Source organism: Traorella sp. mt218, assembly GCF_055420025.1.
In genome coordinates this window covers 30,159-45,876 of sequence record NZ_JBVAYM010000019.1, presented here as the reverse complement: position 1 = coordinate 45,876, position 15,718 = coordinate 30,159, and the positions used below count along the sequence as shown (strand labels likewise).

The following is a 15,718-nucleotide window of genomic DNA, read 5'->3' as shown; positions in this document are numbered from 1 at the left end:
AGTTTATGGAAAATAAATATTATTTTGAACTAATAAAAGCTTCGCTTACCGGAACTTCTTTCACTCACCTGGTCGAACTGGCAGCTGTTTATCTCAACAATCCCCTGCTAGTGATTGATAACAGTTTCAACATCATCGCTTATTCTGAAAATCTTAAATCAACAGATAACATTTGGTTAGATGCCGTTACACGCGGTTATATCACCATCGAATTTGGTGCCACCCTTAACAACTGGGATGTACTGGTTGGCCCGTCCAGACAATATTTCGATACCGATAAGATCAGCAGTAAAAACAGACGCTTTATTCGATTGAAGTATCAACATCAGATAATAGGTTACTTGGATATTTTAGAGGAAAAAACTCCTCTTGATACGCTTCAGGAAGAACAATATCTGTTTATAGCGGCCCTGCTGGCAAAAGAGCTTCTCTTTAATTTCCATCAGCTTGATCTGGGTGATTTTCCGGTTCGTGAAGAAGAGATCATGCTTGAGTTATTACAACATCGTTTTACAGATCGTGCCCAATTTAATTCACGCATTCAAGGGTGTCATCTGGAAAGCAATTCTTTTTATCATATCGGATGTATCGATTTCAGACATTACATTTCTTATAATGCACATCACAGTCAGATTCAAGAAAATCTGCGAGCTTATATTCCCGATAGTACCTCTGTTTTTTATGAAAAACAGCTTATTATCCTGATCAAAACCGACAGTAACTGCAACTATCAAATGCTCGATCAGTTTCTTCATTCCAGCTCATTAAGCATGGGAATCAGCGATCCTTTTAAAGATCTCTATCAATTTACCACTTATCTCAGCCAAGCACAGACCGCCTTGCGTCTACGGCAATTCGTATCACCCGATACATATGTTAGTTTCTATGAAAAATGCAAGCCTTACCATATGTTTGAATACTTCAAAACAGAAGAACTCCTTCAATTTTGCCACCAACGTGTCCTTAACCTTAACTATTACGATGAACAAAATAAAACAAATTATATCAATACGTTACGGACTTATCTCTACTTTCAAAAAAGCATCCAGCAAACTGCAAATCATCTCTATGTACATCGCAATACCATCAATTATCGGATCCAGAAAATCAAAGAAATCATGGAAATTGACTTTAACCATTATGAATTAGACACTTTAGACGCTCACATGCTATGGTCCTGCGAAATCATTCAGTTTATCAACTATCGAAATCAAATTTCTAATTAAATGAGCATCAATTTACATTTCACATTTCTTTCTCAATATCAAATATTTACACCAATCTCATTTTTCTAAAACTTTTTTCATGCTTACTCTGGCAAATACCCCTCAAATATACAGATCTATACAAAAAAAAAACGCTGTTTCCTTTTATATAGGTTTCAGCGTTTTTCATTTGACTGGTCAATACAGTCCTATTGTTTATGCAACGATATTTACGATCTTTCCTTTAATGATGATAAACTTACGAATCTCTTTGCCTTCGATCTGTGCCTGTACGGTTTTCAGTGCCAATGCATTTTCTTTGATCTCATCTTCATTGGCATCCTTTTTCACTGTGATCGTACCCCTCAATTTACCATTTACTTGAACCGCAATTTCTACACTTTCTTCAACAAGGAAAGATTCATCATAAGTTGGCCAGCTCTCATAGGCAAGACTTTCGTCATGTCCTAATTTCTCCCAGATTTCTTCTCCGAGATGAGGAGCAAAGCAAGAGAGGATCTTGACAAAGCCTTGTGCATATTCACGATACAGCGTATCTGCTTTATAAGCATCATTGATGAAGATCATCATTTGTGAAATCGCAGTATTCAGATTCAAACTTTCAATATCCTTCGTAACTTTCTTAACCATGAAGTGATAGCTCTTATCAAGAGCATGATCATTGGTATCTGTAACACGATCCATTTCTACGATCAGACGATATACACGATCCAGCCATCTTCTTGAACCTTCAACACCCTGTTCGCTCCAAGGTTTGCTGGCTTCCAAAGGTCCCATGAACATCTCATAGATTCTTAGAGTATCTGCACCGTATTTTTCTACGACATCATTTGGATTTACGACAAATTCAGGATAACGTTTTCCCATCTTGATACCATTGGCACCTAAGATATATCCTTGGTGTACCAATTTCTTGAAAGGCTCTTTGGTCGGTACCAACCCTTTATCATAAAGATAATTGTTCCACATTCTTGAATAAAGCAAATGTCCGACAGCATGCTCCGGACCTCCGATATACAGATCGACCGGCATCCAGTGCTTTAATAATTCATAGTTTGCAAATTCTGAATCATTATGCGGATCGATATAGCGCAAGTAGTACCAGCTGCTTCCGGCACTTCCCGGCATCGTACTCGTTTCACGTTTTCCCTTTACCCCATCAATTTCTACATTGACCCAGTCAGTTGCCTTTTCCAGCGGGCTTGCACCGCTTTTTCCTGGGGAATAATCTTCCAGCTCAGGAAGGATCAATGGCAATTCATCATCTCTTAACGCCACCATATTGCCATTTTCAAGATGGACGATAGGAATCGGCTCACCCCAGTAACGCTGACGGGCAAAGATCCACTCACGCAGACGATAATTGACATGCTTGCTTCCACAATGATGTTCTTCCAGCCAGGCAAGCATCTTATCAATGGCTTCCTGTTTATTCAAGCCATCCAAAAATTCTGAATTGATATGTAATCCGTCTTCTTCATAAGCGTGTTCACTGATATCTCCGCCATCCAGTACCTGAATGATTTCCAAGCCAAACTTTTTCGCAAAATCATAATCACGCTGATCATGAGCCGGAACTGCCATGATCGCACCTGTACCATAAGTTGCCAATACATAATCACTGATCCAGATCGGAATCTTCTTTCCGTTTACCGGATTCACTGCATAAGCACCTGTAAAGACACCTGTTTTTTCCTTATTCAATTCGGTTCTTTCCAGATCGGATTTACCGGCACATACCTTCTTATAAGCCTCTACATCCGCTTTGCAGTCATCCGTAGTAATCACGTCAATCAAGCGATGCTCCGGAGCCAAAACACAATAAGTAGCACCGAAAAGCGTATCACAGCGAGTCGTGAAAACCGTAAAGCTTTCATCATGACCATCTACCTTAAAATCTACATGAGCTCCGATTGATTTACCGATCCAGTTACGCTGCATCTCTTTGGTTGATTCAGGCCAGTCAATTTCATCCAAACCTTCCAGCAAGCGTTCTGCATACTGTACGATGTCAATGACCCATTGACGCATATTCTTACGAACAACCGGATAACCGCCTCTTTCACTCTTGCCATCTACGATTTCATCATTGGCTAATACAGTTCCCAATTCTTCACACCAGTTTACCGGCATCTCAACACACTTTGCCAATCCATCATTAAATAACTGTTTAAAGATCCACTGCGTCCACTTATAAAATGATGGATCACAAGTCGAAACCTCTTTTGTCCAGTCATAGCTGAAGCCAAGCATCTTTAACTGCTTCGTAAAAGTTGCGATATTTTTCTTTGTAAAGCCATCCGGATGATTTCCCGTCTGGATCGCATACTGTTCAGCAGGCAATCCAAAGCTGTCAAAACCCATTGGATGCAACACATTATATCCCTGCATACGCTTCATACGACTGACGATATCCGTCGCTGTATATCCTTCCGGATGTCCGGCATGCAAACCTACTCCTGATGGATAAGGAAACATATCCAAGGCATAAAATTTAGGCTTTGAAAAATCATGAACATCCGTATAAAATGTCTGATGATCTTCCCAGTATTTCTGCCATTTTGCTTCCATCTTCTTATGATCAAATCCCATAATCTTTCCTCCTAAAAATAAAAAAAGCACCCTCTAAGGACGCTTAGCGTGGTACCACCTTAGTTCACCAAAAGTGCACTCAATGTCCATAACGCTGGACTAGCCGGCTCCTTAGCGAGTTCACCCTTTATCATGACTGATTTCCACCACCCATCAGCTCTCTATCCATAACGCCGGACTACTACTCTAATTCATCGCCATTTACTTATTAAGAATAGCAATTTTCATGTTTCCTGTCAAGAACAACAAAAAGATTTGTCACAAAATTGACAAATCCTTTCTACATATAATCTTTATTAATACTATTATTTCTAATAATTCAACGCTTCATATTCACCAGGATCAACCATTTCTACCGTTGTAGAATCATATCCGCTCACCTTGATCTCAGCAGTAAATACAACCTTGATCCCTTCCTCTTCAGCCGAAAAACCAAATTTCTCATTTTCGATATAACCATCTTTATTGATCGTAATGACAAATGCATCAAATGTCAGCGAAGATAAAGCTGCCAGCGTTTCTTCATCCATCGTAGAACCCTCCAGGCTTCCCAATGTATCCATCAATTGAGTCAGCTCTTCTTTCGTCGGTTCGATCGTAACAATTGTCTTATCACCATCTTTAGAAGCTTTCATATTCTTAAACTCAGTACTCACTTCACCCACATTGGCCATCTGCCGGGCCTCTGAAACATCCATGGTCATCATTGTTTTCTGGCCATCAGTATTTGTATAAACGACACCATCATAATATGTCTGCTCAGTGGATATATTGGTACCAAACAACGATGCATCCACGATCGTATGATACATCAAATCACTTTGGATCCCTGCCATTTCCACCGTCATCTCTATAGGCATATCCAATGATAAATTTTCTGTCGCAGAATCAGAACTGCTCATTTCCATATTAACTGAAATATTCGCATTCATACTTAATGAGTCAAGCTCTTTCATTTTTTCACTGGCATTTTCCAACAATACTTTTGGATCCTCAGCAGGTTCAGAATTGTTGCAGGCTGCCAATGAGAACGACAGCATGATCGCTGCCGCAGCACATAACACTCTTTTCATTGTCTTTTTCATAGGTCCCTTTCCGCTCCTTACAATAGAGCTTTTTAGTGATTTCATTATATCATCGAATATTTACATCGACAAGATTTAAAGGACCAACTAACGATTCTGTAATAAAAGGCCGTTTAATCCTAAACGACCTTTATTTCAAACCTTTTTACATTCCCCATACCAGCCAGATATAAATATAACCGGCAAGTACGGCCGCAAGTGTAAACGGAACACCGATCCGCAAGAAATCACGTGTGCTGACAGATTCCCCATTCTTACGCAGGATACCAATGGCTGCGATATTTGCGGAAGCTCCGATAGGTGTTAAGTTACCACCTAATGTGGCTCCTGTAAGCAAGCCAAAATAGAATACATACGGTGCCATCCCTGCCCCGCCATTCATCAAAGCAGCAATCGATGAAACAACCGGCAGCATGGTCGCAACATATGGAATATTATCAATGAACGCCGATAAAATAACCGACGCAAAAACGATCAAAGTATAAAGAAGGAAAGCATTATCCCCGGAAACCTGATAGAAAAGATTGGCAACGGCATCAATCACGCCGGCTTTCGTAATACCTTCGATCACGATAAAGATACCAAACAATAATAAAAGCGTATCCTTATCCAAATCTCTGATGACCATCTTGACAGGTTCAATATCTCTCTTTTTGATACAGGCACGAATGACACCGATAATACATAATGCAAAACAGATCAATCCGCTTCTTAAGTTATAAAGGGTCACGAAGCCTGCATTTGCAGGTTCCTGCAAAAAAGAAGCACATATCAGCAACACAACGGTCGCAATCATCAAAAACGATGGAAAGTAATCAGTCACTTCAGTTTCTACCTTGGCACTGACCTTCTGATTTTCATCACGAAACAAATACAACAGAACAACGATGGATGCTAAAGCGCCTAACTCTACGCCCCAGAAAATTCCCGGTTTACCTAACATCCAAAAGAAATCAAGAAATGTCATACCGGCATATCCACCCAGAAGAATGCTCGTTGTATCTCCGACAAGCGTTGCAGCTCCTTGAAGATTACTAGATACCGCAATCGCAATCAATACCGGTACCGGTGATATTTTTAATTTTTTAGAAATTGCCAGACCGATCGGTGCTACCATCAAAACAGTTGCGACATTATCGACAAAAGCACTGATGACCCCTGCAAATAAAGCCAATGATGTTACTGCCCATTTCACATCCGGAACCTTTGAAATCAAAATCTCTGCCAGACGTGCAGGCATCTTGCTCTCGACAAATAATGTCACGGTACCCATCGTACCGCCAATCATTAAAAGCACATTATAGTCAACAGCCCCCAAAGCATCCAAAAGGCTCATATCATACATGCCTGCAATGCCAAGAATCACAAATACGGCCGCCGAAGTCAGTGCGATCCACGGGCGATATTTCTGAAAAGCCAGCATCAAGACATATGTAATAAGAAAAATAACTAATGCGAAAACCATATATCCTCCTCTTATATTAAACAAGTACCCCTATTATAACATTACCCTTTCCGGCTATTAATGTAATCTTTTAGAGTTTATTCACAATTATTTGCAAACAAAAACATGGGCCTTCATCAGAAAGCCCATGTCTTATCGTTTATTTTACTGATTCTTTTTTTCTCATAAAGAGAATGCCCATACCAGCCACAAGCATCATACCATAATAGAAATACATATTTATATCGCTTGTATTAGGAGTCTGAGGTGTTACAGGAGTTTCCGGATCTGTTGGCTTTTCAGGTTCAACAGGAACTTCATTCTTTTCGAATTTAGCCGTTAATTCCAGATCACTTGTTACCGGCGTATTGAAATCATATGCCTTATCGCCATCATACCAGCCGACAAAAGTATGACCTTCTTTCTTTGGATCCACTGGCTTCACTGCAGTTTTACCATGCTCGATCACCTGGCTTTCAACACCATCACTAAATGATACAGTATATTTCATAACTTCAAATTTAGCCGTCAATGTTACATCATCTGTCACCGGTGTATTGAAATCATACTCAGTATCTCCATGATACCAGCCTGCAAATGCATAACCTTCTTTTTTAGGATCAGCCGGTCTTACTGCCGTCTTTCCATAATCTACTTCTTGTGCCGGCGCATCATCACCAAAGGAAACAATAAAGGTAATCGGTTTCCACTGTGCATATAGATCAATGCGTACGCCACCATTTCCATTATCATTTAAAGCAATTGTTTCACCGGCTTTATAACCTTTACCACTTCCGTCAGCCTTTGTATTCCAGCCTTCAAAAGTATAACCTGTGCGCGTTGGCATTGAAGATGAAACTACGATTTCATTCGCATTTGTGAAATTATTCGTCGGTCCTCCTTCTCCGCCATTTGCATCATAATAAAGAGAATTCGCTGTCTTCATGATCTTAACTTTCTGACTGACACTTGCAGAAGCTGATTTTTCAGAAACAAGAACATCGCTTCCTTCTTTCTGAGTAGCTGTCACAGTAACGCTGTATTCACCGCTGTCACTTACATTACCCGCAAGCCGAAGTGTCTTGCCATTTTCACCTTCGATCTTTACACCGTCTTTAAACCATTCATACGTATAATCAAAATCACTGTATTCAGTTACCTCAGCTGTAAGGATACGTGTTGAATTTTTTGGATAATAGAACTGATAATTATCACCAATTTCCGCAGCTTCAGTTGTCACCTTCAGTTTCACAGAAGGAGCCAGCACCTTACGTGCCATGATCAAAGATAAAGAATCTTCTGCTTCAACAACCTTGCTCTTACCACCTTTTACATATAAATCACCCAGCTGACCATTATCATAAATATACCAGCCATCCTGACTATATCCACTTAATGGAGAAGATGGGAAGCTATAACGTTCACCATACTGAACAGTTACCGGATCAATCGTATCACCGCCATTGGAATTAAAAGTAATAGTGACATCATTCATTTTAAGCCACTGAGCAGTTAATACATCATCACCACTTAAAGCAGTACCATCTGTGCTTAGCTTATTATTCTGACTTGCCCAGCCATTAAACTTATATCCGATACGTATTGGATCATTTCCAAAAGCACTTACAGGGGCATGATCTTTTGCAGTTTCAACAATACTCAAATTTTTATCTGCAAAGACACTGCCATCAACACCATCTTTAAAAGTTACATCATAAGCACGATTAAAAATAAGCTGTGAACGCACACCACCTGGATAATATGTACTGTCTAAGATCCAGCCTCCAAAATCTGCTTGTAAATTACCTGAAGAAGAGCTTCCTTTATAATTTAATTTATTTACAAAATGAATCGTCAAATTTCCTTCAGGAGTTTTTTCACTATTGAAAACGTATGTATAACCGTATTTATCAGATACCTTTTTCTCATATGGCTTAATATCTGTAACAGTAACGGATGCCATCATACATCCTCTCTCTTCATTCCAAACAGTTTCGTTAACCGTAAAGGTATTTTCAATCAGTGTAAAATCACGTAAATCAAAACCACCATATTGACGGAATTCATCCGTTGCACGGATCTGGGCATGAATGGCTGTCGCTGCATCCAATGCACTTGACATCTTCGTCCAACGTGCACTAAATGTACGATTCTTTGTAACAGTTTCAGCTGTCTGATCACCGTTTTTATATGTAGCATTCCAAGTTGTGAAAATCCAGCCATCACGTGTTGGTGTCCCATCAAAAGCGGGAACAGGATCACCAGCATTTACCGTATAGACCTGATCCGGGAAATATTTCTCAGATGAGCTTCCATCCGTGTACGTCACCGTATATGTTTCTGCGGCACGTACTGTCGGTGCAAAACCGACAAACATAAAGCATGTAATGATTAAGACAAGTACTCTCTTTAAAAATTTACTGCAATCCATAAAATAACCTCCTTTTCTTTTACAGTTTCAGCATTTTAATACCTTGTCCTGCCTACCCCCATAGTAACATCTAACCGCTTACATTACAACCATAATTTCCCATGAATTTTTAAGTAACTTTTAAGTTCACTTTAATAATCTCCTTTATCTTTACATGTGTATCATAAATGATCCATGTAAAAGGATAAAAGCATATGGGTAAATTCAAGGTAATAATAAAACAAAAGGGTATTCTAAGGATAATATAAATAAATTAATCAATATGAATAAAAATAGGAGCAGCGAAAGATTTCCGTATGCTCCTATTTATTAATTCTGTAAGGCTTTTTGAAAATATTCCTTGATCGTGAATGACTTCTGATCAAGAATTTGTATTGATATAAAATTATTCCCGCAAAAAATATGCATCATATGGCACTAACTGCATCATTATATGCAACACATCATTATTTTACTCTAAACGCTGCGAAATAAGAATTTCATCCATTTAGACGGCAGTTATTTTTTTCCCGGTTAGATAGGCTTCTTCCATTGCTTTGGTTTTCAATACTTCACCTTTTTGCCAAACATGTTCTCCCCAGATGATTTGTTTTACCCTGTCACCTAAATTTTCCAGTATGACAGTCATATCTTCAGCACATCTCTTCAATCCCTGCTTTCCATCGTGACCTGTCACAATGACATAGGCATCTTTACCGCCTAATTCTTGCCACTTGGGCAGCAAACGATCAATAAATGTCTTCATCTGGCCGCTCATCGTGAGAAAATAGGTAGGTGAAGCCAGAACAAGTACATCTGCCTTTTCCATTTTATTTAAAATATCAGCCATATCATCTTTTTGGACACAAAAACCGGTCTTAAAACATGCATAGCATGCCCTGCAAGGATACACTTCTTTTTCTCGCAAAGAGATTTTCTCTACCTGATTTCCAGACTCTTTTGCACCGCGAATAAATTCATCGCATAGAAGATCTGAATTGCCCTTTGTACGGGGGCTGCCGTTAATAACTAAGACTTGCATAGCTTTTTGCCTCTCCACTTTCTGCATGAAATATCGTTCACTTAACTGTCAATGCTAATGACTATTTTCTTATTTTAGTTGGTTTCCAAGATTATATGCCTGCTGCAGAAAGCTGGAATGTCGGGTCATAGACGGTGTACCGCATCCATAGCCCAGAACCATCCCCATATCTGTAAGATTCAGATACCGCACCAGCGTCTTGTAGTGAGCCGCCAGTGCATCAAAGGTCCACTCATCACTGTTCCAAGCAACAGTGAGCAGGACGGACTTCATGTGCTTTTGCTGGATAGAACTGTTAAAGGCACAGAAACGATCGATCATGGTTTTTAGCTGAGCGGACATGCTATAGTAATACAAAGGTGTCGAGAAAACGATCATATCAGCAGCCAGGATCTTCTTACGGATATCCTCCACATCATCTTTCTGCACACAAGGGCCTTCATATCCGCAGTGGATACAGCCCGTGCAAGGATGAATATCCGCGTGAGCCACATCAATCATTTCTACGGAATGCCCTGCTTTCTCAGCCCCCTCTCGGAAATAATCAGCGAGAATATGGGTAGAACCATTTTTATTAGGGCTGCCCTCTAATACAACGATCTTCATCGATCATACCTCCTTACTTCATTTCTTTTTCCCAATAGCGGATGAGATTCAGGGACATGTCATTTGCAAGCTGTTCCATCGTTTTGATTTCTTCATCCGTCAAGTTTAAGGCAGCAGCCTTGAGTGCGTCCTCGACCTGATACACCTTGGTCACACCAATAATAGGCAATGTTCCTTTGGCAATGGCCCATGCGATCGGTACCTGGGCGACAGACACACCATGTTTATCTGCAATCTCTTTCAGTCCGGCTGTCAGCTTTTCTAACTGAGGCAGCATGGGATTGTACACCTTACCACGATCAGAGGTTGCAGGGAAAGGATGCTTCGTATCATACTTACCGGATAATGCCCCCTGCTCCAGTACCATATAAGAGAAGAAGGTGATGCCATTTTCCTTGCAGTAATCGAGAATTCCTGAAGTTTCAGAAGAGCGGTTCAGCAAACTGTAATGATTTTGAATAGCGGCAACTTTCAACCCATCAGCTTCCAAAATTGCAGCAGCTTCTTTGATTTCCGCCAAGTTATGATTGGAAAGACCGATACGTCCGATTTTATTAGCCTTGGCCAAAGGAATTAGCTTACGAATCCATTGAGGGGCCCCTATTGGATTGTGAATCCAATAAATATCCATGGTATCTACACCAAGAAGTTTGGCACTATTCTCAAACATGTCAATGACAGCATTTGCTGCGTTGGGATCAGCACACTGAGGCGTAAACTTATCTGAGATGAGATAACTGTCACGAGGATAGTTTTTTAAAAATCCACCCAGCACCTTTTCAGAAGCTCCCATGCCATAAGCAAAAGCAGTATCCCATAGGTTCAAAGAAGCATTCATTGCTGCATCAAATACAGGTTTCAGATCAGCAGCAGACAGGTCAGAGCCAAAAGTCCCATCATTGCCCCATGCCCATGCACCCAGTGCAATCTTAGGTAATTGTTTCAATTCCATATTTTTCCTCCTATTTCTTTTTAAACATTCATGTAATTCACTTTCTACAATTCTTATCAGATGCTTACCTGATTGGAAATATCCTTGCAGCGATATCTAAACAATCCCAGCTAAAGCAAAATAGCAGTCCGCTGCAAGAAAAGAATCAGAGCGATTGCTAAAAATTTTTTTACATTTTACATCCGCATACCATTCACATTTATTACGATTTATCGCTCATGATTACTTTTTTTCCGTTTTTTATTATAAAATGCTCCTGTTTTAATGTCTAATACCTATTGTTTATTATTTTCAATGCTTTTTTTGTATGGATATAAAAAAGACCTCCAAGCCATCAGGCCTTGAAAGTCCTTTATAATGATCATGCTTCTTCCATTTTAGCTCTAAGCATATTAATTTCTTGAATAAACAAGGAAGTTGCAGGAGAGAACAAACGATTTTTCTTCCAAACCAAAACACTGCGAGTAGTATGTTGTGGATAAATCGGAATAAAATGCAGGTGGGAACTGTTATGGATCGCCAGTGCTCCGTCCAGACAAAAGGCACATCCCAATCCCTCTTCCACAAGTAGCACCGCATTGGAAAGAAGCGTATAACTTAACGGTATATTCAAATCCTTTTCTTCATGTTTGAGCCAATTCAGAATCTCTGTGCGCACCCTTTCACGCAAAGGAAGGATCAACGGATATTCTGCTATTTCACTCGGTGTAATAGATGTTCTCTCAGCTAAAGGGTGATCGTCACGCATAAGCACGCCCCATGTTTCTTTTTGAGAAAGGCGGACAAAGTCATACTTCGAAGTATCAATCGGCTCCAACAACAGTCCGACATCGATCAGGCCTTTATCTATATGATCTTTTATGTAATCTGCCATCTCATTATACAAATGAAATTGCACAAGTGGATATTTCTCTGAAAACTGCTTAATAAGTTTTGCGAAAAGCCGACTTCCGATAGACTCGGTAGCACCAAGAGAAATGACTCCGCTGACCTCTGTATTCCGTTCCACAAATACCTGTTCCAAACGATCAGCCAGCTCAACAATTTCTTCAGCACGTTGTCGAAAATAAATACCATCATCCGTCAAGGTCAGCCCGTTTCTTCCCCGAAACATCAAGGTAGTACCTAATTCTTTTTCCAAATCCATCATCTGACGACTCAACGTTGGCTGGGTCACATGCAGAATAGCTGCTGCCTTCGTTATATTCTCTTCCTGTGCCACAGCTAAAAAATAGCGTAATGTGCGAAGCTCCATTCTGATCATCTCCTTTACTAATAGTATAATATATTCATACATGATCAGCAAATTCTTCTAAACATAAGCACTCAGATAAAAATTATTTTCTTAATTATTTCAAAATTAAAGAAAAAAACGCCTGAAACTCAGACGTTAATTCTTGAATGATTTTTTGAACTTATCGAAAGCAGACTCTCTTCCCTTGATATCACGCAGCTTTTCATATAACTTATGCTCTTCTCTTGAAAGCTTTGTCGGAATCTCAATACGTACTTCCACATACTGATCTCCTTGAGCACGAGGGCCTTTTACACCCTTGCCACGCAATCTGAATTGAGTACCATGCTGTGTACCTGCAGGAATCGTCAATTCCACATCTCCATAGACCGTCGGTACATCGACCTTGCAGCCCAATGTCGCATCAACCGCGCTGACCGGCACACTGATACGAATATCATTACCGTCACGGACAAAATTCGGATGACGGTTTACTAATATTTCGATATACAAATCGCCATTAGGTCCGCCATTGATACCTCTTTCACCCTTACCGGCAACTCGGATCTGCTGACCCGACTGAATACCGGCAGGAATCTTGATTTCCAGCTTTACACGTTTATGCTCATAGCCGCGTCCATGACATTTCGGACATTTATGCAGAATCTTCTTTCCACTGCCATTACATTCAGGACAAACACTCGTTGACATAAATACACCAAATGGCGTACGATTCTGTGACTGTACCTGTCCTGTTCCATTACATCTGGAACAGCTTTGGATATCGCTCTTGCTTCTTGCACCGCTTCCTAAGCATTCACTGCATTGCTCATCAACTTCAATCGTAATTTCCTCTGTTTTTCCAAAAATGGCTTCCATGAAGTCAATACGCATCTGCATAAAGCGGTCATTCCCTTTTCTAGGTCCATTAGATGAACGACGGTGCGTTGTTCCTCCAAAGAATGAACCGAAAATATCGTTGATATCACCAAAATCACTGAATCCTCCGGTGAAGCCTCCTCCTTGTCCGAAGGCTCCATCCATGCCGGCATGACCAAACTGATCATAATTGGCTTTCTTCTGAGGATCGCTCAATACTTCATAAGCTTCATTGATTTCCTTGAACTTTTCTTCTGCATCTGCTGCTTTATTCACATCGGGATGATATTTTTTCGCCATTTGACGATAAGCTTTCTTTATTTCTGCGTCTGTTGCTCCTTTTTGAAGCCCCAGAACCTCATAATAATCTCTTTTTGCCATACTTTCCCACCTTTCAGCAGTGAAATTCTAGCATAGCTAGAATTTCTTTTCAATATTAATTCTTTTCAGTGAAATCTGCATCTACGACATTGTCGTCATTGTTATTTGAAGACTGCTGGGCATTATTGCCGGCATCCTGCTGCTGATACATCTGTTCAGCGGCCATCTGCGCTGCTTTTTCCAAAGCATCCAACTTCGTCTTAACAGCTTCCATATCGTTTTCATCCAAAGCCTTCTGCAATTCATCACGAAGTCTTTGAGTTTCTTCCTTCTGTTTAGCATCGATCTTATCACCGGCATCTGCCAATGTAGAATCAATCTGATTGATGAACGATTCAGCCTTATTTCTCAATTCAGCTTCTTCACGACGTTTTTCATCTTCATTCTTGTGTTCTTCAGCTTCTTTTACCATTCGGTCGATCTCTTCTTCACTCAATCCTGAAGAGTTTGAAATCGTAATTGACTGTTTCTTGTTCGTACCCTTATCCAAAGCAGATACGTGTACGATACCGTTGACATCAATATCGAAAGTAACTTCGATCTGTGGGATACCTCTTCTTGCAGGAGCGATTCCATCCAGTTTGAATAAACCTAATGTCTTGTTATCAGCAGCCATTGGTCTTTCACCCTGTAATACATGGATATCTACTGCAGGCTGGTTATCAGCAGCCGTTGAGAAGATCTGTGATTTACTTGTAGGAATAGTCGTATTACGTGGAATCAAGACAGTCATGACACCACCCATTGTTTCAATACCTAATGACAATGGCGTAACATCCAGCAATAAGACATCTTTTACATCACCGGAGATGACACCACCCTGAATAGCAGCACCTACGGCAACAGCTTCATCCGGGTTCACAGACTTATTAGGTTCTTTGCCTAATTCGTTCTTAACAGCTTCCTGTACAGCCGGAATACGTGTTGATCCACCAACTAACAATACCTGATGAATATCGTTCTTTGTTAATCCGGCATCCTTCAAGGCATTACGTACCGGAGTGATCGTACGTTCAACTAATGACTTCGTCATTTCATCAAATTTAGCACGTGTCAATGTAGCTTCAAAGTGCAATGGTCCATTAGCACCGGCAGAGATGAATGGCAGTGAAATCTGAGTCTGAACAGTACCGCTCAAATCCTTCTTAGCTTTTTCAGCAGCTTCCTTCAAACGCTGCATAGCCATCTTATCGCTTGACAAATCAATGCCGTTTTCCTTCTTGAAGGTATCAATCATCCAGTTAACGATGATGTTATCGAAGTCATCGCCACCTAAGTGTGTATCACCTGAAGTTGACAATACTTCAAATGTACCATCGGCTAATTCAAGGATAGAAACATCGAATGTTCCTCCACCTAAGTCATAAACCAAAACCTTCTGCTCACGATCACTGCTCTTATCCAGACCATAAGCCAAAGCAGCTGCTGTCGGTTCGTTGATGATACGTTCTACTTCCAAACCGGCAATCTTACCGGCATCCTTTGTTGCCTGACGCTGAGCATCGTTGAAGTAAGCAGGAACGGTAATAACAGCCTTTGTTACCGGCTCACCCAAATAACTTTCAGCATATGACTTCAGATACTGAAGGATCATCGCACTGATTTCCTGTGGTGTATATTCTTTTCCTTCCAATGTTACTTTCTGATTTGTTCCCATCAAACGTTTGATAGATGAAACTGTATTTTTATTCGTTACGACCTGACGCTTAGCTGCATCACCAACGATTCTTTCACCATTCTTAAACGCTACGACTGATGGTGTCGTACGGTTTCCTTCAGGGTTTGTGATAACCTTGCAGTCACTGCCATCCATGACAGCAACACATGAGTTTGTTGTACCTAAATCAATTCCAATAATCTTTGACAT

11 protein-coding genes and 1 other annotated feature are annotated in these 15,718 nt (G+C 40.3%); of the genes, 1 reads left to right on the top strand and 10 read right to left on the bottom strand.

Annotation, left to right across the window (positions count from 1 at the left end):
- Positions 1 to 1,226: PucR family transcriptional regulator (locus ACZYT3_RS09790; RefSeq protein ID WP_464088515.1), on the top strand; the 1,226-nt coding region annotated here is incomplete at its 5' end.
- 195 nt (positions 1,227 to 1,421) lie between these two features.
- Here the strand turns inward: ACZYT3_RS09790 and leuS are convergent.
- From leuS to dnaK, 10 genes are all read right to left on the bottom strand, one after another.
- Positions 1,422 to 3,818 carry a leucine--tRNA ligase gene (leuS, locus tag ACZYT3_RS09785; RefSeq protein ID WP_294562306.1) on the bottom strand — a complete coding sequence of 799 codons (2,397 nt, stop codon included), beginning with the start codon at positions 3,816 to 3,818 and terminating at the stop codon, positions 1,422 to 1,424.
- A 32-nt stretch (positions 3,819 to 3,850) separates the two neighbouring features.
- Positions 3,851 to 4,022, bottom strand: a binding site (T-box leader).
- A 107-nt stretch (positions 4,023 to 4,129) separates the two neighbouring features.
- The gene (locus ACZYT3_RS09780; RefSeq protein ID WP_464088514.1) at positions 4,130 to 4,903 is read right to left on the bottom strand and encodes a DUF6612 family protein; all 774 of its coding nucleotides are present in this window, start codon (positions 4,901 to 4,903) and stop codon (positions 4,130 to 4,132) included.
- A gap of 145 nt (positions 4,904 to 5,048) precedes the next feature.
- On the bottom strand, positions 5,049 to 6,368 hold the full coding sequence (locus ACZYT3_RS09775) for an ArsB/NhaD family transporter (RefSeq protein WP_294562301.1): 1,320 nt from the start codon (positions 6,366 to 6,368) through the stop codon (positions 5,049 to 5,051).
- A 139-nt stretch (positions 6,369 to 6,507) separates the two neighbouring features.
- Positions 6,508 to 8,778: an InlB B-repeat-containing protein gene (locus ACZYT3_RS09770; RefSeq protein WP_464088513.1), complete on the bottom strand. Its 2,271-nt coding sequence runs from the start codon at positions 8,776 to 8,778 to the stop codon at positions 6,508 to 6,510.
- Between the two features lie 487 nt (positions 8,779 to 9,265).
- Positions 9,266 to 9,799 (bottom strand): flavodoxin family protein, encoded by a 534-nt coding sequence (locus ACZYT3_RS09765; protein WP_464088512.1) that lies wholly within the window; start codon positions 9,797 to 9,799, stop codon positions 9,266 to 9,268.
- Positions 9,800 to 9,868: 69 nt separating this feature from the next.
- Complete coding sequence (locus ACZYT3_RS09760) at positions 9,869 to 10,405, bottom strand: flavodoxin family protein (protein ID WP_464088511.1); 537 nt, start codon at positions 10,403 to 10,405, stop codon at positions 9,869 to 9,871.
- Between the two features lie 13 nt (positions 10,406 to 10,418).
- Complete coding sequence (locus ACZYT3_RS09755; RefSeq protein ID WP_464088510.1) at positions 10,419 to 11,357, bottom strand: aldo/keto reductase; 939 nt, start codon at positions 11,355 to 11,357, stop codon at positions 10,419 to 10,421.
- Between the two features lie 361 nt (positions 11,358 to 11,718).
- On the bottom strand, positions 11,719 to 12,612 hold the full coding sequence (locus tag ACZYT3_RS09750) for a LysR family transcriptional regulator (RefSeq protein WP_464088509.1): 894 nt from the start codon (positions 12,610 to 12,612) through the stop codon (positions 11,719 to 11,721).
- A gap of 135 nt (positions 12,613 to 12,747) precedes the next feature.
- Positions 12,748 to 13,851 carry a molecular chaperone DnaJ gene (gene dnaJ / locus ACZYT3_RS09745; protein WP_294562290.1) on the bottom strand — a complete coding sequence of 368 codons (1,104 nt, stop codon included), beginning with the start codon at positions 13,849 to 13,851 and terminating at the stop codon, positions 12,748 to 12,750.
- Between the two features lie 55 nt (positions 13,852 to 13,906).
- A complete protein-coding gene (dnaK, locus tag ACZYT3_RS09740) occupies positions 13,907 to 15,718 on the bottom strand; it encodes a molecular chaperone DnaK (RefSeq protein ID WP_294562289.1) in 1,812 nt (603 codons plus the stop codon).

Coding starts and splice junctions, on each gene's coding strand:
- leuS (WP_294562306.1), bottom strand. CDS start 3,818: ATGGGATTTGATCATAAGAAGATGGAAGCAAAATGGCAGAAATACTGG.
- ACZYT3_RS09780 (WP_464088514.1), bottom strand. CDS start 4,903: ATGAAAAAGACAATGAAAAGAGTGTTATGTGCTGCGGCAGCGATCATG.
- ACZYT3_RS09775 (WP_294562301.1), bottom strand. CDS start 6,368: ATGGTTTTCGCATTAGTTATTTTTCTTATTACATATGTCTTGATGCTG.
- ACZYT3_RS09770 (WP_464088513.1), bottom strand. CDS start 8,778: ATGGATTGCAGTAAATTTTTAAAGAGAGTACTTGTCTTAATCATTACA.
- ACZYT3_RS09765 (WP_464088512.1), bottom strand. CDS start 9,799: ATGCAAGTCTTAGTTATTAACGGCAGCCCCCGTACAAAGGGCAATTCA.
- ACZYT3_RS09760 (WP_464088511.1), bottom strand. CDS start 10,405: ATGAAGATCGTTGTATTAGAGGGCAGCCCTAATAAAAATGGTTCTACC.
- ACZYT3_RS09755 (WP_464088510.1), bottom strand. CDS start 11,357: ATGGAATTGAAACAATTACCTAAGATTGCACTGGGTGCATGGGCATGG.
- ACZYT3_RS09750 (WP_464088509.1), bottom strand. CDS start 12,612: ATGGAGCTTCGCACATTACGCTATTTTTTAGCTGTGGCACAGGAAGAG.
- dnaJ (WP_294562290.1), bottom strand. CDS start 13,851: ATGGCAAAAAGAGATTATTATGAGGTTCTGGGGCTTCAAAAAGGAGCA.
- dnaK (WP_294562289.1), bottom strand. CDS start 15,718: ATGTCAAAGATTATTGGAATTGATTTAGGTACAACAAACTCATGTGTT.